A 21428-nucleotide genomic window follows, 5' to 3' on the forward strand; every position below is an offset into this window, starting at 1 on the left:
CATGCAGACAGATTTTACCGACGCCCAATTGCAAGATCCCGCCACCGCCCGCGCGAACGAAATCCTGCGCGCCTGCGTCCATTGTGGCTTTTGCACCGCCACCTGCCCGACCTATCAGGTGCTGGGCGACGAATTGGACAGCCCGCGGGGGCGGATTTACCTGATCAAGGACATGCTCGAGAACGAGCGCGTGCCCGACGCCAAGACCGTGCAGCACATCGACCGCTGCCTGTCCTGCCTTGCTTGCATGACGACCTGCCCTTCGGGCGTGCATTACATGCATCTGGTCGACCACGCCCGCGCCTATATTGAAGCGACCTACACACGCCCCGCAGGGGAGCGTGCGCTGCGGTGGATGTTGGCGAAGATTCTGCCCTATCCGATGCGGTTCCGTGTGGCGCTGCTGGCGGCAAAGATCGGGCGGCCCTTTGCGCCGCTGATCCCCGACGCACGACTGCGGGCAATGCTGCGGATGGCGCCAAAACGCATCCCGCCGGTGTCGCGCAACGATGATCCGCAGGTATTCACGGCGCGCAACAGAAAGCTGCGGGTGGCGCTGATGACCGGCTGCGCGCAGAAAGCGCTCAACACCGATATCAACGATGCGACGATCCGGCTGCTGACTCGGCTGGGGGCCGAGGTGGTGGTGGCCGACGGTGCGGGCTGCTGCGGGGCGCTGACCCATCACATGGGCAAGACCGAGGAAAGCCACGCCGCCGCTGCCCGAAACATCCGCGCCTGGACGCGCGAGATTGCGGGCGGCGGGCTGGACGCCATCGTCATCAACACCAGCGGCTGCGGCACGACGGTGAAGGACTATGGCCACATATTCCGCGACACCGATCTGGCCGAGGAGGCCGCGCAGGTCGCAGCGCGGGCCAAGGACGTGAGCGAAGTGCTCCTTGAGCTGCTGCCCGAGGGCGCTGCGGCCTTCACCGCCAACACGGCCCGCTCCGATCTGGCAGGCACCGATGCGGTGGCCATTCCGCCCACGGGCACCGGCCCGCTCACCGTGGCCTATCACGCGGCCTGTTCGCTGCAGCACGGTCAACAGATCAAGGCCGCCCCGAAAGAGCTGCTGACCCGCGCCGGGTTCCGGGTGGTGGAGCCCGCCGACAGCCACCTGTGCTGCGGCTCGGCCGGAACCTACAACCTGTTGCAGCCTGAGATTTCCGCGCAGTTGCAGGACCGCAAGGTGCAGACCCTTGAAGCGGTCCGGCCAGACGTGATCGCGGCAGGCAACATCGGCTGCATGATGCAGATCGGCCAGGCGACGCAGGTTCCCATTGTCCACACGGTCGAACTGCTGGACTGGGCCACCGGCGGCCCGCGCCCGCCTGCGTTGGACGCACCGCCGGGGGTGCCGAATTTACGCGCGCGTGCCACAATTGCGCCCGATGCCGCTGGTAGCCTGCGCGAAACAAGCCGGTAAACCATGCGCAAATTTCTTGCCTTTCTCATCGTCTGGGCCGCATCGACCCTCTCTGCCCAGACCACGGACCTGCAAACGCTGGCCACGGGCCATGACGCCCGCGGGTGGGAGGGCGTGGGCCGGCTCGACATCGACGGCAAAGGCTTTTGCACCGGCGCGCTGATCGCCCCCGATCTGGTGCTGACGGCGGCCCATTGCATGTATGACCGGATGGGCGGCGACGCGGTCGATCCCGCGCGCATCGCCTTTCTGGCGGGCCTGCGCGATGGCCGGGCCGAGGCGACGCGGCGCGTGCGCGCGGCGGTGGTGCATCCCTCCTATGGCAACACAGGCGCCGCGACCGCCGATCAGGTGCGCTTTGACGTGGCGCTGCTGCAACTGGACCATCCGATCCGCACCGGCCGCGTACGCCCTTTCGAGGTCTCGAGCGCTTTGCGGCGCGGTTCGGAAATCTCGGTCGTGTCCTACGCCAAGGACCGCGAAAGCGCGCCGTCCCTGCAAGAGGTCTGCAACGTGATCGGTGAGCAGCAGGGCGTGCTCATCATGGATTGCGACGTGGATTTCGGCGCCTCCGGCTCTCCGGTGTTCCGCGACGAGGCCGGCGTGCCACGACTTGTGTCCGTGATCTCGGCCATGGCCGATATCGACGGCGAACCGATGGCGCTGGGGATGAACCTTGCCGCGCCCATCGCGACCCTGCGGCTGGCGCTGGAACAGGGGCGCGGGTTTTTCGCCACCCCCCCCGCCACCGCGCGCATCATCCGTCAGGGCGAGCGCGCCGACACCGGAGCCCGCTTCGTCCGCCCCTGACCGACTCCCGTTCCTCTTTGCTTCACAAATATCCAGGGGGAGTCGCGCCAGCGACGGGGGCAGCGCCCCCATTCCCCCCTTGAAACCACAAAACCCGCACCCCAGATATCTGTCATCGGGATGCCTGACTGGGGCCCGATGACACCCGCCTTGCCCGTTCGGGAAGGCTTAACATACGTATGATCGCTCAATGGAGGATACCCATGCGAACCTTTGATCTTGCACCCTTGCATCGTGCAACCGTTGGCTTTGACCAGTTGACCGACCTGATGGACCGCATCATGGCGAACGACACCAACACGCAAAGCTACCCGCCTTACAACATCGAAAAGACCGATGACGACAGCTGGCGCATTTCCATCGCCGTTGCCGGATTCTCGCCCGAGGATCTTCAGGTCGAAGTGCGGGAACATGCGCTGTTCGTCAGCGCCAACAAAGCCGAAACCGATGATGGTGAGCGCACCTATCTGCACCGTGGCATCGCCACCCGCGCGTTCAATCGCCGGTTCCATCTGGCCGACCACGTGAAGGTGACGGGCGCGGCCCACGAAAACGGCATGTTGCACATTGACCTTGTCCGCGAGGTGCCCGAGGCGCTCAAGCCCCGCACCATCGAAATCGCGACCGCTCCGAAGATCGAGCAGGACGTGATCGAGGCCGAGAAGGTCAACTAACGGACCCCGGGTCCGAACGACGCATGGGCGCCCGGTTGGGCGCCCTTTTTTGTTTGCACGTAGGGTTGTAAGGGCGGCGCGCGCGTCAGGCGCTGCGCCACCATGCGTTCGCTAGAACGTGATCTTGCCCTGCCAGCCGACGTTGTCGGGCGTGTCGCCGGTAATCTTGGCCTTGGCGATCTTGTAGAAGAACTCCAACGCGTTGTCGTCGCTGATCGTGGCTTCGGCCTCGCTGGGGGTGAAGGACATCAGGCGCACGTCGTCGTCGCGCTTGCCATCCTCGAACCACGCGCCGGTCATCGCGCTCCAAACGTCGTCGACGACGTCCTGACTGGTGATCTGTGCCAGCGTGCCCTTGATGTCGGCCCACAGCCCTTCGCCTCGGTCCGAGACGACCAGCCGCGCGGCTTTCGGCCCGGCGGCGACGGCTTTTTGCAGGTCGGTGCCCTCGGCGGTGATGAACCAGATGGTGCCGTCCTTCACATCGTCGCGCACCTTCGGCGTCATCGGGATGAGGAATTCGCCCTCAAGCCCGAGCATCCCTTCCGAGATGTCTTCCATGGCGTCCCAGAATTCTGATTTAGCGTCTTTCACGGCTGTTTTCCTTTCCTCATTGGTCAGCAAGCCAACGTGTGAGGACAGGGGCAGGTTCCGTGCACAGCGCCGATCAGTGGGCCTCGGCCCAGGTGTCGCCGATGCCCGCGTCCACCACCAGCGGCACGTCAAAGCGCACCGCCGGATGGGCGGCCCCCTCCATCACCTCACGCGCGACGCCGATCAGGTCGTCGGCCGCGGCCTTGTCGACCTCGAACACCAGTTCATCGTGCACCTGCAACAGCATCCGCGCGGGAAGATCGCGGATCGCGTCGTCCATGCGGATCATCGCCCGGCGGATCACATCCGCCGCGGTGCCCTGGATCGGCGCGTTGATCGCCGCGCGCTTGGCAAATCCCGCACCCGGCCCCTTGGCGTTGATCTCGGGCGTGTTGATGCGCCGCCCGAACAGGGTTTCGACGCGGCCGTGTTCCTTGGCGAAGGCGATGGTCTCGTCCATGTATTTGCGAATGCCGGGGAAGCGCTCGAAATAGCGGTCGATGAAGCCTTGCGCCTCGTCCCGCGGGATCCGCAGGTTGCGGGCGAGCCCGAAGCCGGAAATGCCGTAGATCACCCCGAAGTTGATCGCCTTGGCCTGCCGGCGCACCTCGGGCGTCATCTCGTCCAGCGGCACGTTGAACATCTCGGACGCGGTCATCGCGTGAATGTCCAGCCCGTCGCGGAAGGCCTGTTTCAGCGCGTCGATCTGCGCGATATGCGCCAGAATGCGCAGCTCGATCTGGGAATAATCCAGCGCGACCAACACCTTGCCCTCTTCGGCGATGAACGCCTCGCGGATGCGGCGGCCCTCTTCGGTGCGGATCGGGATGTTTTGCAGGTTCGGCTCGGTCGAGGACAGGCGGCCCGTGTTCGCGCCGGTGATCGAATAGCAGGTGTGCACGCGGCCCGTCTCTGCGTTGATGTGGGTCTGTAGCGCGTCGGTATAGGTCGATTTCAGCTTGCTGAGCTGCCGCCAGTCCAGCACGCGACCGGGGAAGTCGTGCAGGGTGGCAAGGTCTTCGAGGATATCCGCGCCGGTGGAATACTTCCCCGTCTTGCCCTTCTTGCCGCCTTCAAGCCCCATCTTGTCGAACAGGATCTCACCCACCTGCGCGGGCGAGCCCACGTTGAATTTGCCGCCCGCAAGTTCGTAGAGTTCATCTTCCAACGCCGCCATCTTCTGGCTGAAGGCGTTCGACATGCGCGAGAGCGTATCCCGGTCGACCTTGATGCCCGACATTTCCATTTTCGCCAGCACCGGCACCAAGGGCCGTTCCAGCGTTTCATAGACCGTCGTCACCCGCTTGCGATGCAGTTGCGGCTTGAAGGTCTGCCAGAGCCGTAGGGTGATGTCCGCATCCTCAGAGGCATATTTCACCGCATCCTCAACGGGCACGCGGTCAAAGGTCTTGGCGCTTTTGCCCGTGCCCAAGAGGGATTTGATCTCGATCGGGTTGTGACCCAGATAGCGCTCGGACAGCTGGTCCATCCCGTGATTGTGCAGGCCCGCGTTCATCGCGTAGCTCATCAACATGGTGTCGTCGATCGGGGCCAGCGCGATGCCGTTGCGGGCGAATATCTTGGCGTCGTATTTCATGTTCTGCCCGATCTTGAGGATGCTGGGATCCTCGAGCATGGGCCTGAGCAGATCGAGCGCGGCGTTCAGCGGCATCTGCCCCTCGGCCAGACTGTCGTCGCCGAACAGATCATCCGCCGCGCCCCCCTTGTGGGTCAGTGGAATGTAGCAGGCTTGCCCCGGTTCGACACAAAGCGACACGCCCACCAGATCGGCGCGCATTTCGTTAAGGCCCGTGGTTTCCGTGTCCACGGCCACGTAGCCGCGCTCGTAGATCCGGTCGAGCCAGACCTGCAACGCGGCGGCGTCCTTGACCCATTCGTATCGCTCCGCATCGAAGGGCGGCATCTCGGGCGCAGGGTCGGCTGCGGCCGGCGCGGCCGCCTCGATCGCCGGCGGCTCGACGCCCAGCTTGTCGGAGATGCGCTTGACGATGGTGCGGAATTCCATCTCCGTCAGAAAGGCGAGCAATTCCTCCGGATCGGGGTCCTTCGCCTCAAGATCGTCCAGCGTGAAGGGCAGCTCCATGTTCTCGTCCAGCGTCACGAGCTTTTTGGACAGCTCGATCTGTTCGCGATGCTCGATCAACGTCTGGCGGCGCCTGGGCTGCTTGATCTCCTCGGCGCGGTCCAGAAGCTCTTCCAGCGTGCCGTATTCATTGATCAGCAACGCCGCTGTCTTGATCCCGATGCCGGGCGCGCCGGGCACGTTGTCCACCGAGTCGCCCGCCAGCGCCTGCACATCGACCACCTGTTTCGGGCCGACGCCGAATTTCTCTTCCACGCCCTCGCTGTCGATGACGCGGTTGCCCTTCATGGCGTCCATCATCACCACACCGTCGCCCACGAGCTGCATCAGGTCCTTGTCCGAAGAGATGATCGTGCAAGCGCCGCCCGCCTCCCGCGCCTGGCGCGCAAGGGTGGCGATGATGTCGTCGGCCTCGAAACCCTCGATCTCTTCACAAGCGATGTTGAAGGCGCGGGTCGCCTCCCGCGTGAGGGGGATCTGCGGGCGCAGATCCTCGGGCATGGCGTCGCGGTTGGCCTTGTATTGATCGTAAAGCTCGTTGCGGAAGGTGTGGCTGCCCTTGTCGAAGATCACCGCCACATGGGTCACGTCGCTGCCGACGTTGCCTTCGACATAGCGTTGCAGCATGTTGCAGAACCCCGAAACCGCGCCGATGGGCAAGCCATCCGACTTGCGCGTCAGCGGCGGCAGTGCGTGATAGGCGCGAAAGATGAACGCCGATCCGTCGATCAGGTGAAGGTGACAACCTTTGCCGAATGCCATGTGGATACCCCGCTTACAGACCCGTCAGATGTGCCACGATTGGCGGCGATAGAAAAGGTGCAGGCAGGTCAATTGGCCGTGCGGCGGCACAGCTACGTCACGGCAAGGCGCGCTAGACCTCGTCCTCGGCCACCGCTTCGGGCAGGCCGGTGTCGAGCACATAGCGCGCGTCGCAGTAGGAGCATTCGACCCAGCCCTGTTCCAGCGGGATCTGAAGCCAGACGCGGGGATGACCCAACGCGCCCTCGCCCCCGTCGCAGGCCACGCGAAGCTGGCGGACGGTCTTGGTTTCTGGCGCCGGAAGGGTCATAAATTTGCCTCTGCTCTGGGGACACGCTAGGTGCCTGTTACGGGGTCGCATTCTAGCGATTGCCGCCAGACGAACAAGACGGGAAACACAGCGCGTGACACAAACGGACCAAGCCAACGCCCTTGAGATCACGGGCCTGCGCAAAACCTATGCGGCCAGCAAACGCAGCCCCGCGAAAGAGGCGCTGAAAGGCGTCGATCTGGCGGTGCCCCGCGGATCGATCTTCGGGCTTCTGGGGCCGAACGGCGCGGGCAAATCGACTCTGATCAACATCCTTGCGGGTCTGGTGAACAAATCCGCCGGACAGGTGCGCATCTGGGGCTTCGATCAGGACGAGAACCCGCGCCAGTCCCGCGCGGCCATCGGCATCATGCCGCAAGAGCCCAACCTTGATCCCTTCTTCACGCCGCGCGGGTCGCTCGACGTGCAGGCGGGGCTGTACGGGGTGCCGAAATCCCAGCGCCGCACCGAAGAGCTGTTGGAGCTTACAGGGCTCAGCGACAAGGCCGAAGCCTATGCCCGCTCGCTCTCGGGCGGGATGCGGCGGCGGCTGCTGCTGGGCAAGGCGCTGGTCCACAGCCCGCAGATTCTGGTGCTGGACGAGCCCACCGCCGGCGTTGACATCGAGTTGCGCAACCAGCTTTGGGACAACGTGCGCCGCCTCAACGAAGAGGGGATGACCATTATCCTCACGACCCACTACCTCGAAGAGGCCGAGCAGATGTGCGACCAGATCGCCATCATCAACCACGGCACGGTGATCGCCAATGACACCACCGCCAACCTGCTGGGCCAGCTTGAGACCAAGACCATGGTGATCACCCCCGACGGAGGCGCCGCCCTGCCCGCCCTGCCCGCAGGCATCGACGGGGTGCAACGGCCCGACGGCACGCTGGCCTTCACCTACAAGACCTCGCAGACCCGCGCGGACGAAGTGCTCAACCTCGTCTCGGCGGCGGGGCTGACGATCAAGGACGTGCGCACGGAAGAACCCGATCTTGAGGACGTCTTCCTCGACCTCACCCGCGCCTGACGCAGCCCACGATCAAGCGCACCGCCCCCCTTATCTTTGCTTCAGAAATATCCCGGGGGGCGGCCGCAGGCCGGGGGGCAGCGCCCCCCTTCCTAAGGCCGGTTCACGCTCGCCCTTCGCCCTCAGGTCGCCGGTTCGAGCATCCGCCCCATGTTGCGCCCGCCCAGAATGTGCAGGTGGAAATGCGGCACCTCTTGCACGCCATCGGCGCGGGCGTTGGCGATGGCGCGGAAGCCGGTGTCGACCTGTTCGATCCGGCAGACTTCGGCCACCGCATCGAAGAACGCGATCTGCTCGGCGGCGGTGGCGTCGCGGGCGAAGTGGTCCAGGCTCACATAGGGGCCCTTGGGGATCACCAGCACATGCACGGGCGCCTGTTCGTTGATGTCGCGGAACGCCAGGGCGTGATCGTTCTCGAACACGGTCTGGTTGGGGATCTCCCCCCGCAGGATCTTGGCGAAGATATTCTGGTCGTCGTAGTCGAACTGCACGGGCGGCTCCTTAGTCTGCGAACAAATAGGGGGTCTGGGCGATGCTGCGGGCCACATCTTCGGTCACGCTGAGGAATTGCGCAATAGGCGGCGTGTTCTCATCGGGGCTGTTGCTTTCGTGCAGCCGCCCGTGATGGGCGAAGCCCGCGTCGCGGATGCGGTCGGATTCGTAGATCACGTCATAGCGGATCGTGGGCAAGAGCTGCTGCATCGTCTCGTCGCCCGTTTGTTCCCCGGCAAGACCCACCCGCTTGGCGTGGCCGATCAGGTAGTCGTCGGAAAATTCACACTCCAGCTCAAGCAGGCGCGTCGTGGATCGGTCCGAGAAGAAATCCTGCATCAGGTCGAAGTTCGCCGTGTCCAGACAGATGATCAGCCGGTCGGTGTCGTAGTAGTCGAACAGCATCCGCATCAGCGCGCGCCGGTGGCGGGTGCGTTTTTCAAGCGTGGTCTGGATGCCGCCCAGATCGGGCAGGTCGGTGTCCTCTTCGTTGAACAGATAGTCGATCGCCGGAATGTTCGTGTGGTGCTTGATCGAACCGACCAGCCGCTTGGCCACGTGCCATTTCTTGCAAGCGACGATCAGCAGCTCACGCTCGCGCCCCAGCGTGGCCTCGGATTCCCAGAAGCGGGGGGCGAAGCGGCGGCCGATCCGGCCCCGCCCGGTAAGAAAGGTGAACAACCGGCGGCCTTCGTTCGAGATCTTGAAATCCGAACGGCCCGAAGCCCAGAGCTGGCCCAGACGCTCTTTCAGGCTCGACGCCTCGGGGGAGATCTTGCGCGCGAAGAGGAAATCCTGACTGAGCAGCAGATCGTAGTGATCGTTGTAGAAGGTCACCGGCATGCCGTAGTCGGTGAACATCAGGAAGGTCAGCGTGCGGGTGCGGATTTCCTCCTCTGGCACAAGATGGCGCACCAGCGTCTGGAAGAACGTCTCGTCCGGGATCCAGGTGGTGCGGAAGAACCGCATCACGTCTTTGCGGCTGCGCGTCATGTCGAGGATCCATTCGATGGTGCGCCGCCGCAGACACCACCATTGCGACCCGATCATGATCTGCAGATCGGCCGGGATCTTGCGTTCGAGCTTGAGCTTCCGCTGCAGCCACCACGCATTGTAGAACAACGTCTTCTGCGTCCGTTCATTGAAGAAATGGCGGTAGATCAGCCGCTCTTCCTTCATGCCGGTCTTGATCCAGTCGGACTCGAAGAAATCGAAGCTTTCGATGTAGTCGCAATCGTCGCTGTCGAGCAGGGTCTTGGCATACTCCGCCGACTTGATCGCCATGCAATCGCCCGAGACCATGTAGAAATGCGTGGCGCGGGGGAAGGCGTCCACCGCAGCCTCAACCGCGTGCAACGTCGCCTGCACTAGCGACCATTCCCCCCAGCCGCATTTGATGCGCTTCTTGGCGAAGGTGACGTTGGGGTTGTCGTCCAGATGCTCACGAATATGGGCGAAGGCCGCTTGCGGGGCGCGGGCGTCGAAGTGGATGGCGATATAGTCGCCCATCGCCGTCAACTGCTGCGCTTGCTGGACGATCGCTTCGGGGTCTTTGTGACACAGCAGGATAAAGGCGATTTTTGCCATACCGGAAACAGTCTTCCCCCAGGGACGCGATTGTCATCATTTGGTTTTTCCTGTGTAAACGTGAAGACACATTGAATAAACACGAATTCTTTGCTTTTTTAGCGAAAAGCCGTGTCGCAACCTGTGGCCAGCGCACCAAGAGGACGAGCATATGGGGTTTCCCGGCACCTGGATGACCGAGAGTGAGAGCGTAGTCTATCGCGTGGTGCCGAAGTGCGCCTGCTCGACCATCGGTCAGATCATGTATTATTCCGATCACGGCGAATTTTTCGACGGTGACATCCATGACGCGCAAGGCGGGATGCACAAATGGGCGATGGAAGACAGCCAGCCGCTGATCAGCGCCAATGTGAAGGGCCATCAGAGCTTTGCCTTCACCTGTGTGCGCAACCCCTACACCCGCATCCTGAGTTCGTTCTTCGACAAGATCTGCGGCATCCAGCGCAACGGCAAACGCTACCGCGGCAACCTTGTGCCGCTGCTGATCCAGAAATACGGGATCGAGGTGGGCGACCCCGAGACGGGGTTCGAGTTCGACCAGATCAAATCCTTCCGCCGCTTCCTGCTGTTCGCCCGCGACACCATCAAGTTCCGTCGCCCCATGGACCCCGACATCCATTGGTCGGCCCAGTCCGGCCACATCAGCACCTTCATCGTCAACGGCGGGCGCTACGACAAGATTTTCTGGACCGAAGCGTTCAACGACGGGATGCAGCAGGTGCTTGACGGGATCGAGACGCCGCACAAGGTCGATCTGGCCAAAATCCCGCGCTTTAACGAAAGCGAGGGCCACGGCCCGAAACGCGCCCACCCGGTCGAGGATTACTTCGACGATCTGTCGAAACATCTGGTCTATGAAATCTACAAGAAGGATTTCGTGCTGTTCAAATACGACTTCGAGAATCCGGGCAACAAGATGCCCGTGGGCGAGATTGATCTGGATGAGGTTCATGCGAAACTGGGCGCATAGCTTAATTCTGACGCTGGGGCTGCTGGCTGCCCCTGCCGTTGCCACGCCGCCGCAGGTGGTCTGGATCACCGACGCGCTGTTTGCCCAAAATGACGAGGTGGTGCTGGTGCTGCGCACCATCGGCGACAACCACGGCTCTCACTTCACGACGCAGACGGACACATTCCTTCTGACCGTGGACCGCGCCGACGGAGGCCTGCGCGCGGTGGCGCCGGTTGAGCGCGTGGTCGATCACCATCTGGGCGAGCCGGAGATCGACAAGACGACCTTCACCCCGATCGACGGCGCGGTGAACCCCTATGCGGTGCGGGCCGAGCTGAACGCCGCGCCGCTCGCTGATCCGGTGGTGACCGACTGGCAATTAGCCCGCATCGCCCCAGACAGCCTGCAGGTGGTCGAGGGCGAAGAGGTGACCCATCGCATCGGGTTTGACGCCCTGCGCGCCCAGCTTGCTGCTTCGGTCCGGCAAACCCGCGACCTGTTGCCGGTGCTGCACGGCCCGATTCCGGGGGCGGAGCCGGACCCGGAAAGCATCGACTTCGCCCGCGAATGCGCGACCGACGCCGTTTATGCCCGCTTCGAAATGGACCAGACCCCGCCCGCCATGGCGCGCATGATCTGTGAGGATCGCGAGGCCGGCGGCGTCTCCACCTACTGGGTCACGGTGCCGGCGGTGGGCGGCTAGACCAGACCGGCTTCCTTGAAGGCGCGCAGCATGTTCGCTTCGGGGCGCGGGCCGATGTGGCCGATCACCTCGGCCGCGCACATCACGCCCATCTGCGCCGCCACGTCGAGCGCCGCGCCGGTCTGGATGCCGTACAGGAACCCCGCCGCGAACTGGTCGCCCGCGCCTGTGGCGTCCACGGGGGTCACGGTTTGCACCTCCGCCGTGAACCGCTGCGATCCGTTCTGGATCCAGACGGAGTCGCCCGAACGGGTGCAGGCGACAACCTCGCAGACTTCGGCGGCCTTGCGCACGGCGGCGTCGAGATCGTCGGTCTCGTACAGGGTGAGCCACTCTTCCGCGTTGCCGATGGCGATGTCCATGTCGTTGTCGATCAAGCGCTTGAAATCCGCGCGGTGCCGTTCGGCGCAAAACGGGTCCGAGATCGTGATGACCGAGCGCCCGCCCGCCGCCTTCATCTTGCTGGCGGCTTCGGAAAAGGCGGTTTTGCCCTCGTCCTTGTCGAACAGATACCCCTCAAGCAACAGCAAGCCGGGGCCGAAGACGTCGGGCACATCGGCCGAGGAAATATCGGCGCCCGCGCCCAGATAGGTGTTCATCGAGCGTTCGCCGTCGGGGCTGACGAAGATCATCGAGCGCGAGGTGGGCAGGTCCACGTCCTGCGGCGGAAAGGGAAAGGCGGTGCCGGCCTTTTCCAGTGCATCGGCATAGAACTGCCCCAGCGCGTCGTCCTTCACCTTGCCGATGAAGGCGGTCTGCAGGCCCAGCTCTCCGATGCCGGCGATGGTGTTGCCGACCGAGCCGCCCGGTGCCTCGGTCCGGTCGGACATGGCGGCATAGAGCAGCTCGGCGCGGTCGCGCTCGATCAGTTGCATGATGCCCTTGGTGATACCCATCTGGTCGAGAAACGTGTCACTCCCGTGCGAGATCACGTCCACCACCGCGTTGCCGATGCCGATTACGTCGTAGGTCATTCTGTCTTGTCCTCGTACAGACACAGGTCGCGGATCTGGCAGGCCTGACATTTGGGTTTGCGCGCGACGCAGATATACCGCCCGTGCAGGATCATCCAGTGGTGCGCGTGCAGTTGGAAATCGGCGGGGACGTTGTCTTCGATCGCGCGTTCGACGGCGTCCACGTCGCGGCCCGGCGCGATGCCGCTGCGGTTGCCCAGCCGGAAGATATGGGTGTCCACCGCCTGCGCGGGCTGACCCCACCACATGTTGAGCACGACATTCGCCGTCTTGCGCCCCACGCCGGGCAGGGACTGGAGCGCGGCGCGGGAATTGGGCACCTCACCGCCGTAGTCGTCCACAAGGATCTGCGCCATCTTGATGACGTTCTTGGCCTTGTTGCGATACAGCCCGATGGTCTTGATGTGCTCGATCAGACCCTCTTCCCCCAGCTCAAGCATCAGCTGCGGCGTATAGGCGATTTTGAACAGCTCGGCCGTGGCCTTGTTCACGCCCTTGTCCGTGGCCTGCGCCGAGAGCGCGACCGCCACGACCAGCGTATAGGCGTTGACGTGGTCCAACTCCCCCAAGGGTTCGGGATCGGTGGCGTGGAAGCGGGTGAACACTTCACGCATGGCGTGATAATCCAACTGTCGGGTGAGTTTGGCCATGGCGCCCTTTTGCCCCGCACGGGGCCGCCCGGCAAGGGGATGCGCAACATTCGGGTCGCGCCGTGGCTGACGCGCCGCTAGGTTTACCCCATGGAGCCGTCAGACCGATATCATTACCACGTCATCCGCCGCGCGCTGGACCACATCGACGCAGCACCTGCGCCGCTTTCGCTTGAGGCATTGGCCCGCGAGATGGAGATGTCGCCCGCGCATTTCCAGCGGGTGTTTTCGCGCTGGGTGGGCGTGTCGCCGAAGCGGTATCAGCAATATCTGCGCCTCGAACATGCGCGCGCCCTGTTGGCGGACCGGTTCACGACGCTGGCGACAGCGGATGCGGTGGGCCTGTCGGGATCGGGGCGGCTGCACGATCTGTTCCTCACGTGGGAGGCGATGTCGCCCGGCACCTATGCCAAGGGCGGCGCGGGGCTGGAGATCTTCTGGGGCTGGTTCGACAGCCCCTTTGGTGAGGCTTTGGTTATGGGGACCGCGCGCGGCATTTGCGGGCTGGCTTTCGCCGCTGAGACCGGACGGGCGGCGGCGATGGAGGATCTGGTGCGGCGCTGGCCCAAGGCCACGTTCAAGGAGGCGCCCGAGCGGCTGCGGAGCTGGGTCGAGACCGCCTTTGGCGCGCGCCAGACCGGAGAGAAAGCGCCGCTCTACCTCATCGGAGCGCCGCTACAGCTCAAGGTGTGGGAGGCCTTGCTGGCGATCCCGTCGGGCCATGTCACCACCTATAGCGAGATTGCGCAGGCCATCGGCAACCCCAAGGCGGTGCGGGCCGTGGGGACCGCCGTGGGCCGCAACCCTGTGTCGTGGCTGATTCCCTGCCATCGGGCATTGCGCAAATCCGGCGCGCTGGGGGGCTATCACTGGGGGCTTCCGGTGAAACGCGCCATGCTCGCTTGGGAAAGCGCGCGGGAAGATGCGGGCTAGCTTTCGAAAATTAAACCAATAAAATCAGCGCAGGTCGGCGGAACCAAGCCGAATGCGCCTGCGTTATTGGATAGCAGGGCGGTATGTTCGATATAAGCCGCACCAAGTGCACCTGTGACGGGTGCCCAACAATGGAATGAGAATTATGAACCTGTCCAAACTTTCCCTCGCTGGCGCAATGTCCGGTGTCCTCGTCCTTTCGGCCTGTGCCGACATGCAAGACCCCAACAACCCCAACCGTAACACGCAGACCGGCGCCGCCATCGGCGCTGCCGCCGGTGCCGTGCTGGGTGCGGCCACCAACAACGACAACGTGCGCGACCGCAACCGCGGTGCCGTCGTCGGTGCCCTGCTGGGTGCGACCGGTGGTGGCCTGATCGGTGCACAGCTTGACCGTCAGGAAGCGGAACTGCGCGCGCAGCTCGGCTCGAACGCACAGATCGTCAACACCGGCAGCCAGCTGATCGTGACGCTGCCGCAGGACATCCTGTTCGCCACCGACAGCGCGAACCTCACCGGTGCGCTGCGCAACGACCTGACCGCGCTGGCCCGCTCGATCAACAACTATCCGAACACCACAGTGAACGTGATCGGCCACGCCGACAGCACCGGTTCTGCCGCCTATAACCAGGACCTGTCCACACGCCGTGCGCAGGCCGTGTCTTCGGTGCTGATCCAGTCCGGCGTCTCCTCTGCCCGTGTTCGTGCCATCGGCCGTGGCGAATCCGCGCCGATCGCATCGAACCTGACCGCCGAGGGCCGCGCCCAGAACCGTCGGGTCGAGATCACGATCACGCCGAACGGCTAAGCCCGCAGCGGAATAGCATACAGCGGAAAGGCCGCGCTCACGGTGAGCGCGGCCTTTTTTGTGGGTAGGGGGAGAGCGCTTTGGGCCCCGCAATGAAAAAGACCCGACGCAGGTGCATCGGGCCTTTGGTCATTCGGTAATGGCGCGACGCGTCAGTGCAGCTTGGCACCGACTTCGGCGATCGACTCGTCGATCATCCGGTCCGCGTCTTCCGCCGTGGTCTGCTTGGCGATCACGTCGCGGGCAGCGGCCACAGCCACAGCCACGGCCTGATTGCGCACGTCACGGATCGCAGCGGCCTTGGCGCTTTCGATCTGGTCGGTGGCCGAGGCCAGACGACGCTCAACCGATGTGGCGATGTCTTCTTTTGCCTGCTCGGCCGAGCGGGCGGCTTCGGCCTTGGCGTCATCCACGATGCGCTTGGCCTGTTCCTGCACGTCGCGCTGCTTGCGCTCATAAGAGGCGAGCAGTGTCTGCGCCTCTTCGCGCAGCGCCTTGGCTTCGTCGAGGTCCGAGCGGATGCCCGTGGCGCGGTTGTCCAGCAGGCCCATCAACATGGACGGTACCTTGAAGTAGAGCAACACGCCGACGAAGATCAGGAACGAGACGAGCACGATCATGTCGGTGTTGTCGAGGTGCCAGAAATCGCCCGAGAACGGGTTCTTGCTGGCGGCCAGCGCGGGCGACGCCGCGAGGGTCAGAAGGGTGGCAACGGTATATTTCATGGCTTACCCTTTCATCCGCGCGTTGACGGCTGCGGTCACGGAGCGCGCATCGGCCTTGCCACCCAGAGCGGCGACGATTTCCTTGGCGGTGTCTTTGGCGACCGCTTTGATCGCTTCGGAGGCACCGGCCTCGATCTCGGCGATGGCGGCCTGACTCTCGGCGGTTTGCGCGGCGATTTCGGCTTCGGCCTTCTGCATCTGCGCATCAAGCTCGGCCTGCATTTCGGCCTTGGCCTCATCGACGATCTTGCCGGCTTCGGCGCGGGCGTCGACCAGCGCCTTGTCGTAGGCGGCCTCGGCCTCTTTCGCGCGGGCCTTGAGTTCTTCGGCGGCGGCGATGTCGTTGGTGATGGTCCCCTGACGTTCGGCCAGAACCGCGCCAATGCGGGGCAGCGCCACGCGGGACAGAATGAGATAGATCACGACCAGCGTGACCACGAGCCAGAAAATCTGGTTCGGGAAGGTCGAGAGATCCAGCTGCGGCATGCCCGCGCCGCTGGCCTCGGCTCCTGTTTCGACTGCTGTGTCAGCCATGGGTCGCATCCCTCTTAGATGTTCTGTGAGGACGGGCCGGAACGGGCCGCGTCGAAGGTTTGGGCTTGGCCCTACTCAGGTGGAACGCCGCGCGGGCGCCCCACCTTTCGTAAGGAATGTCCGTCGTGTCTTAGACTGCGAACATCAGCAGCAGAGCGACGAGGAACGAGAAGATCCCCAGTGCTTCTGCGAACGCGATGCCGATGAACAGGGTCGCGGTCTGACCGGCCGCAGCCGATGGGTTGCGCAGGGCCCCTGCGAGGAAGTTGCCAGCAACGTTGCCGACACCCAGTGCCGCGATGCCGGTGCCCAGGCCTGCAATGCCTGCGCCGATGTGTGCGAGTTCGCCTTCCATGATGTATCTCCTTACGATTGGAAGTTTGTGCTTTGGCGGAGAAGTCCGCGTTTGCCTGTGGGGGCGGACCGTGGCCCGCCGTGTGGGTTGGGCTGCGGCGTCAGTGCGACGGATGCAGCGCGTCCTTGAGGTAGACGCATGTGAGGATGGTGAAGACGTAGGCCTGAATGGCCGCGACCAGCACTTCGAGGGCGTAGATCGCGATGACGCCGAAGATCGCGAAAGGCGCGATCAGCAGACCGACCTGCGCGAAGCCCGCGAACACCTTGAGAACCGCGTGACCCGCCATGACGTTGCCGGCCAGACGAATGGAGTGGCTGACGGGGCGCACGAAATAGGAAATGCCTTCGATGACGGCGAGGATCGGGCGCAGCGCCAGTGGCGCGGAGGAAACCCAGAACAGGCCCAGGAAGGATACGCCATTCTTGACGAAGCCGATCACCGTCACGGCGATGAAAACCGCCAGCGCCAGAACCGCCGTCACCGCGATGTGCGACGTGGTGGTGAAGGCCATCGGCAGCAGGCCGAGGAAGTTGGACATCAGGATGAAGATGAACAGCGTGAAAATATAGGGGAAATACTTGACCCCGTCCTTGCCGGTCACATCCTCGACCATGGTGTAGATGAAGCCGTAGAGCGTCTCGGCGATCGACTGGGTGCGATTGGGCACCACGGCGCGCTTGCGGGTGCCCATGACCAGCAGCAGCACGATGCACAGCACGGCGATTGCCATCCACAGGGTCACGTTGGTGATCGTGTACCAGTGGACCGGACCCTCACCAAACAGACGGTAAACCTCGAACTGGTCGAGGGGGTGGAACGAAAGGCCGCCTTCTGCGCTTTGCGTCGTCTCTGCCACGTCAGTCTTCCTTTTGTTCGTCAGCCTCTTTGGCCAACCGTTCGTTTTGCATCTCAGCCGCGGACCGCATCATGGTTTTCACACCGGCCGCGAGCCCGAAGAATATAAACAGCACCATAAAGATGGGCACGGTGCCGAACAGAAGGTCCAACCCATACCCGATGCCGAAACCGATCCCCAGACCGGCCACAAGTTCGATCACCATCCGCCAGGCCATCTGCGCCTGTGAATAATGCTCCTCGGAGCGGGGCTTGCGATCTTCGCCCTTGGCCTTGGCGATCCGCTCTTCCAGCGCCTTGAGGCGGGCGGCGTGATCGTCTTGGGTTTCGGGATCGGACATGCAGGCGCCCCTTCCTTGGTTGCCGAGGGTCTAAGGTTGCGCGGGGCCGGAGTCAACTGCGACGAGGGCGCGGCCAGTCTGTTGTTATGATTGAGTTTATTTGGTCAGATGAAGGGGGAACGGGGGTGCCGGACCGGTGGCGGTGCGCATTTCGATATTCAACCGAACGGTTGACGTTTGACGCGGTGCAGGCTCAATAGCCGCTATGGTTGCGCGTGACACACCCTCTTTGGATACCGTCTTTGCGGCGCTCGGCGACCCGACCCGCCGAGCGATCCTGGCCATGTTGCTTGAGGATGACATGGCGGTGACCGATGTGGCCGAGCCGTTCGAGATGTCGCTGGCGGCGATTTCCAAACATCTGCAGGTGCTCACGGCGGCGGGGCTGATCTCGCAAGAGAAACGCGGGCGGGTGAAGTGGTGCAAGCTGGAGCCCGATGCCTTGCGCGAGGCCTCGGTCTGGATGCAGGGGTTCGGCCAGTTCGAGCCGGTGAACCTTGACGCTTTCGAGCGGTTTTTGGCGGCGGAGTTGCCGGAAACGCCGCCCGAGGGCGCGGGCTAGACGCGCAGGGTCAGGCGTTCCAGCCCTCGGCCTCTTTCTTGAGGAAGGTCAGGAAACTTTGCACCTTGGTCGAGCGGTGCAGGTCCACATGGGTCACCAGCCAGAGCGGCACCGACCATTCGGGCAGGCTTGGCATGACTTCGACCAGATCGGGGTTTTCCTGCAGGGCGTGGCGGGCGACGAAGCCGATGCCCGCGCCTGCGCGCACGGCGCCCAGCGTGGCGCGGTTGTCGGTGGTGCGGAAGTTGATGCGGTCGGCGGGCACATGATCGACCAGCCACAGATTGAACGGCGCGCGGTTGCTGCCGTCGTGACCCACGAACCAGTGGTTGCGGAAATCGTCCATGTCCTTCGGCAGCCCGTGTTTTTCCACATAGGCCGGCGCGGCGACAAGGTGCATGGTATATTGTACGAAGGATTGCACCACGTTGTCGGGCTGGTCCGGCGCCTCACCGGCGCGGATCGCAACGTGGGCTTCGCCGTATTCCAGCCGGAACAGACGCTCACCCGTCAGGAAGCGCACCGTCAGGTCGGGGTTCTCGGTCTGGAAACGGGTCAGCGTCGGGATCAGCAGGGGCGCGATCATGATCAGCGAGGTGACGACGAGCTCACCGCTGACACCATCGCCGCTGCCCCTGATCCGGCCTGCAAGCTGGGTGAACTGGTCTTCGGTGGCACCGGCCACCTGCATCAGGTCCTGCCCCGCCTCGGTCGGGGTGTAGCCGCGGGCGTGGCGCTGGAACAGTTTCGCGCCCAGCCGCTGTTCAAGCGCGTCGATGTGGCGGATGACCGTGGCGTGATGCACACCCAGCGCGGCCGCCGCACCACTGACCGTGCCGATCTTGGCCACCTGATAGGCGGTGCGCACCTCATCCCAGTTTTCCATGACGCCCCTGTGCAAAATCGAACATATCCGGCAACAGTTCGTCTATAACGCGCTTTTTTGTCGCGACAAACCGGAATATGCGCTTTAGAATATGGTGCATGGCCAGTGCGGCCCCCTGTTCTCGGGTGCATTCTTGAAAATCGTCAGCCAAACGCCGGACCTGCTTATCCTCGAAAACCAGCCCTGGCTGATCGCGGTGATCCTCGGGGGGATGAGCCTTGGCTTCGTGGCGCTCGGGGTTGGTTTGATGGCCTCCGGCGAGGTGGTGGCGGGGCTGGTCGTGATCCTTATCGTTGGGGCGTTCTTCGGGCTGTTCCTGTGGGCCTTTGTGCGCCGCAACCAGTTGATCCTGGACCGGACCGCCGGCACGCTGACCCATCGGCGGCGGACGCTGCGCGGTTATCGCGAGACGGTGCACGCGCTGGCCCATCTGCAAGAGGCTGTGATCCAGTCGTCTTCGGGGAGCGGCAGCAACACCCACCGCATGGCCTATGTGCTCAGCGGCGGGATGGACGTGGGCACCCACCCGTTCACCGAAGTCTATACCAGCGGACGTGGCGCGCAGACGGCGGTGCAAGCGGTAAACGGCTGGCTGGCGGCGGCCCCCTCGTCCAGCGGCGGTGCAAGATCGCTTGACTCAGACGCCATAGCCCCCTAAACGCAGCCGGAAATCCGGAGTGTCAAACCTCCGGTCCTTGCTGTCGCAAGGATCGCCCCCTGTCAGCGCGTTGCGCCCACAGGGGTCAAACTGCTTTAAATCGTTCCCGTTTTTTCGGGGGCTGCCTGTGACGACGTAAAGGAAGTGCTGCATGTTCGAATCCCTGTCAGATCGCCTTGGCGGTGTCTTTGACCGCCTGACCAAACAGGGCGCGCTGTCCGAGGATGACGTCAAGACCGCCCTGCGCGAGGTGCGGGTCGCCCTGCTTGAGGCGGACGTGTCGCTGCCCGTGGCGCGGGATTTCATCAAGGCGGTGCAGGACAAGGCAAGCGGTCAGTCGGTGACGAAATCGGTCACGCCGGGCCAACAGGTTGTGAAGATCGTCCATGACGAGCTGGTGCACGTGCTGGCCGGTGACGGCGGCGACGGCAAGCTCAAGATCGACAACCCGCCCGCGCCGATCCTGATGGTCGGCCTGCAGGGCTCGGGTAAGACGACGACGACCGCGAAGCTGGCCAAGCGGATGAAAGAGCGTGAGGGCAAGAAGGTCCTCATGGCGTCGCTTGACGTGAACCGCCCGGCGGCGATGGAGCAGTTGCAGATCCTCGGGGTGCAGATCGGCGTCGATACGCTCCCCATCGTCAAGGGCGAAGACCCCGTGCAGATCGCCAAGCGCGCGAAGACGCAGGCGAGCATGGGCGGCTACGACGTCTATATGCTCGACACCGCGGGCCGTCTGTCGATCGACGAAGAGTTGATGCAGCAGGTCGAAGCGGTGCGCGATGTCGCCAACCCGCGTGAGACGCTGTTGGTGGTCGACGGGCTCACCGGTCAGGACGCGGTGCACACGGCGGAGAACTTCGACGAGCGGATCGGCATTTCCGGCGTCGTGTTGACGCGGATGGACGGGGACGGGCGCGGCGGTGCGGCGCTGTCGATGCGGGCGGTGACGGGCAAGCCGATCCGCTTCGTCGGTCTGGGCGAGAAGATGGACGCCATCGAGGAGTTCCACGCCGAGCGCGTCGCCGGCCGCATCCTTGGCATGGGCGATATCGTATCGCTGGTCGAGAAGGCGCAGGAAACCATCGAGGCCGAGCAGGCCGAACGCATGATGAAACGGTTCCAGAAGGGCCGGTTCAACATGAACGACATGAAGATGCAGCTGGAGCAGATGCTCAAGATGGGTGGCATGGAAGGCATGATGGGCATGATGCCCGGCATGAAGAAGATGTCGAAGCAGGTCGAAGAGGCGGGTTTCGATGACAGCGTGCTGAAACGTCAGATCGCGCTGATCCAGTCGATGACCAAGAAGGAACGCGCCAATCCGCAGATCCTGCAAGCGAGCCGCAAGAAGCGCATCGCCGCCGGTGCGGGGCTTGAGGTGCGTGAGCTGAACCAGCTGATCAAAATGCACCGCCAGATGGCGGACATGATGAAGAAGATGGGCAAGATGGGCAAAGGCGGCGCGCTGAAACAGGCGATGAAGGGGATGTTCGGCAAGGGCGGGATGCCCGACATGAACGACCCCGCCGCGATGGAAGAAGCCGCGAAGAAACTGGGCGCCGGGATGCCCGGCGGCATGGGCGGCATGCCCGGTCTGGGCGGCGGCGCGGCCCTGCCCCCCGGCCTCAGCGGCTTCGGGAAGAAGAAGTGATGATGGCAACACCGCAACTTGTGCGCCTTGCTGCGCC

24 protein-coding genes are annotated in these 21428 nt (G+C 63.8%); 11 read left to right on the top strand and 13 right to left on the bottom strand.

Annotation, left to right across the window (positions count from 1 at the left end; translation table 11 throughout):
- Window position 1: 1 nt before the first annotated feature.
- The 3 genes from glcF (at window position 2) to DC363_RS02725 (ending at window position 2916) form a co-directional block, all read left to right on the top strand.
- Window positions 2-1432: a glycolate oxidase subunit GlcF gene (gene glcF / locus DC363_RS02715; protein ID WP_108639606.1), complete on the top strand. Its 1431-nt coding sequence runs from the start codon at window positions 2-4 to the stop codon at window positions 1430-1432.
- A 3-nt stretch (window positions 1433-1435) separates the two neighbouring features.
- A complete protein-coding gene (locus DC363_RS02720) occupies window positions 1436-2242 on the top strand; it encodes a trypsin-like serine peptidase (RefSeq protein WP_108639607.1) in 807 nt (268 codons plus the stop codon).
- Window positions 2243-2445: 203 nt separating this feature from the next.
- Complete coding sequence (locus DC363_RS02725) at window positions 2446-2916, top strand: Hsp20 family protein (RefSeq protein WP_108639608.1); 471 nt, start codon at window positions 2446-2448, stop codon at window positions 2914-2916.
- 111 nt (window positions 2917-3027) lie between these two features.
- On the opposite strand, the gene DC363_RS02730 is transcribed toward DC363_RS02725, so the two are convergent.
- The 3 genes from DC363_RS02730 to DC363_RS02740 form a co-directional block, all read right to left on the bottom strand.
- Entirely contained in the window at window positions 3028-3510 is a 483-nt protein-coding gene (locus DC363_RS02730) for a pyridoxamine 5'-phosphate oxidase family protein (RefSeq protein ID WP_241962902.1), read from the bottom strand.
- A gap of 73 nt (window positions 3511-3583) precedes the next feature.
- Window positions 3584-6376: a DNA polymerase I gene (polA, locus tag DC363_RS02735; protein WP_108639609.1), complete on the bottom strand. Its 2793-nt coding sequence runs from the start codon at window positions 6374-6376 to the stop codon at window positions 3584-3586.
- Between the two features lie 112 nt (window positions 6377-6488).
- Window positions 6489-6686 carry a zinc-finger domain-containing protein gene (locus DC363_RS02740; RefSeq protein WP_108639610.1) on the bottom strand — a complete coding sequence of 66 codons (198 nt, stop codon included), beginning with the start codon at window positions 6684-6686 and terminating at the stop codon, window positions 6489-6491.
- Between the two features lie 94 nt (window positions 6687-6780).
- On the opposite strand from DC363_RS02740, the gene DC363_RS02745 reads away from it, so the two are divergent.
- Window positions 6781-7719: an ABC transporter ATP-binding protein gene (locus DC363_RS02745; RefSeq protein WP_108639611.1), complete on the top strand. Its 939-nt coding sequence runs from the start codon at window positions 6781-6783 to the stop codon at window positions 7717-7719.
- Window positions 7720-7841: 122 nt separating this feature from the next.
- Here the strand turns inward: DC363_RS02745 and DC363_RS02750 are convergent, their stop codons facing one another.
- Both DC363_RS02750 and DC363_RS02755 read right to left on the bottom strand, forming a co-directional pair.
- Window positions 7842-8210: an HIT domain-containing protein gene (locus tag DC363_RS02750; RefSeq protein WP_108639612.1), complete on the bottom strand. Its 369-nt coding sequence runs from the start codon at window positions 8208-8210 to the stop codon at window positions 7842-7844.
- A 10-nt stretch (window positions 8211-8220) separates the two neighbouring features.
- Window positions 8221-9798: a DUF5928 domain-containing protein gene (locus DC363_RS02755; RefSeq protein ID WP_108639613.1), complete on the bottom strand. Its 1578-nt coding sequence runs from the start codon at window positions 9796-9798 to the stop codon at window positions 8221-8223.
- 151 nt (window positions 9799-9949) lie between these two features.
- On the opposite strand from DC363_RS02755, the gene DC363_RS02760 reads away from it, so the two are divergent.
- Window positions 9950-10768, top strand: a complete 819-nt coding sequence (locus tag DC363_RS02760; RefSeq protein ID WP_108639614.1) for a sulfotransferase family protein — start codon at window positions 9950-9952, stop codon at window positions 10766-10768.
- Entirely contained in the window at window positions 10749-11453 is a 705-nt protein-coding gene (locus tag DC363_RS02765) for a hypothetical protein (RefSeq protein ID WP_108639615.1), read from the top strand. The genes DC363_RS02760 and DC363_RS02765 overlap by 20 nt, the downstream gene beginning before the upstream one ends.
- On the opposite strand, the gene DC363_RS02770 is transcribed toward DC363_RS02765, so the two are convergent.
- Both DC363_RS02770 and nth read right to left on the bottom strand, forming a co-directional pair.
- Complete coding sequence (locus DC363_RS02770; RefSeq protein ID WP_108639616.1) at window positions 11450-12427, bottom strand: adenosine kinase; 978 nt, start codon at window positions 12425-12427, stop codon at window positions 11450-11452. The genes DC363_RS02765 and DC363_RS02770 overlap by 4 nt on opposite strands.
- Window positions 12424-13077, bottom strand: a complete 654-nt coding sequence (gene nth / locus DC363_RS02775; RefSeq protein WP_108639617.1) for an endonuclease III — start codon at window positions 13075-13077, stop codon at window positions 12424-12426. Before nth ends, DC363_RS02770 begins: the two co-directional genes overlap by 4 nt.
- Window positions 13078-13167: 90 nt before the next feature.
- Between nth and DC363_RS02780 the strand changes: the two genes are divergently transcribed.
- Both DC363_RS02780 and DC363_RS02785 read left to right on the top strand, forming a co-directional pair.
- Window positions 13168-14010 carry a methylated-DNA--[protein]-cysteine S-methyltransferase gene (locus DC363_RS02780; protein WP_108639618.1) on the top strand — a complete coding sequence of 281 codons (843 nt, stop codon included), beginning with the start codon at window positions 13168-13170 and terminating at the stop codon, window positions 14008-14010.
- Between the two features lie 145 nt (window positions 14011-14155).
- Window positions 14156-14818, top strand: coding sequence for a YiaD family glycine zipper/OmpA-like lipoprotein (locus tag DC363_RS02785; RefSeq protein WP_108639619.1), 663 nt, complete (start codon window positions 14156-14158; stop codon window positions 14816-14818).
- Window positions 14819-14970: 152 nt separating this feature from the next.
- On the opposite strand, the gene DC363_RS02790 is transcribed toward DC363_RS02785, so the two are convergent.
- The 5 genes from DC363_RS02790 to DC363_RS02810 form a co-directional block, all read right to left on the bottom strand.
- Window positions 14971-15543, bottom strand: a complete 573-nt coding sequence (locus DC363_RS02790; RefSeq protein ID WP_108639620.1) for a F0F1 ATP synthase subunit B — start codon at window positions 15541-15543, stop codon at window positions 14971-14973.
- 3 nt (window positions 15544-15546) lie between these two features.
- Window positions 15547-16077, bottom strand: coding sequence for a F0F1 ATP synthase subunit B' (locus DC363_RS02795; RefSeq protein WP_108639621.1), 531 nt, complete (start codon window positions 16075-16077; stop codon window positions 15547-15549).
- A gap of 130 nt (window positions 16078-16207) precedes the next feature.
- Window positions 16208-16432, bottom strand: a complete 225-nt coding sequence (locus tag DC363_RS02800; RefSeq protein ID WP_108639622.1) for a F0F1 ATP synthase subunit C — start codon at window positions 16430-16432, stop codon at window positions 16208-16210.
- Window positions 16433-16532: 100 nt separating this feature from the next.
- The gene (locus DC363_RS02805; protein ID WP_108639623.1) at window positions 16533-17291 is read right to left on the bottom strand and encodes a F0F1 ATP synthase subunit A; all 759 of its coding nucleotides are present in this window, start codon (window positions 17289-17291) and stop codon (window positions 16533-16535) included.
- 1 nt (window position 17292) lies between these two features.
- Window positions 17293-17631, bottom strand: a complete 339-nt coding sequence (locus DC363_RS02810; protein ID WP_108639624.1) for an AtpZ/AtpI family protein — start codon at window positions 17629-17631, stop codon at window positions 17293-17295.
- A gap of 205 nt (window positions 17632-17836) precedes the next feature.
- Between DC363_RS02810 and DC363_RS02815 the strand changes: the two genes are divergently transcribed.
- A complete protein-coding gene (locus DC363_RS02815; RefSeq protein WP_108639625.1) occupies window positions 17837-18193 on the top strand; it encodes an ArsR/SmtB family transcription factor in 357 nt (118 codons plus the stop codon).
- Window positions 18194-18203: 10 nt separating this feature from the next.
- On the opposite strand, the gene DC363_RS02820 is transcribed toward DC363_RS02815, so the two are convergent.
- Window positions 18204-19079: a LysR family transcriptional regulator gene (locus tag DC363_RS02820; protein ID WP_108639626.1), complete on the bottom strand. Its 876-nt coding sequence runs from the start codon at window positions 19077-19079 to the stop codon at window positions 18204-18206.
- A gap of 133 nt (window positions 19080-19212) precedes the next feature.
- Here DC363_RS02820 and DC363_RS02825 point away from each other — a divergent pair, with 133 nt between their 5' ends.
- Both DC363_RS02825 and ffh read left to right on the top strand, forming a co-directional pair.
- Window positions 19213-19737 (top strand): hypothetical protein, encoded by a 525-nt coding sequence (locus DC363_RS02825; RefSeq protein ID WP_146180737.1) that lies wholly within the window; start codon window positions 19213-19215, stop codon window positions 19735-19737.
- A gap of 151 nt (window positions 19738-19888) precedes the next feature.
- Entirely contained in the window at window positions 19889-21391 is a 1503-nt protein-coding gene (gene ffh / locus DC363_RS02830; RefSeq protein ID WP_108639628.1) for a signal recognition particle protein, read from the top strand.
- Window positions 21392-21428 lie beyond the last annotated feature (37 nt).

Origin of the sequence: Thalassorhabdomicrobium marinisediminis, from assembly GCF_003072065.1 — a bacterium.
Lineage (GTDB): Bacteria > Pseudomonadota > Alphaproteobacteria > Rhodobacterales > Rhodobacteraceae > Octadecabacter > Octadecabacter marinisediminis.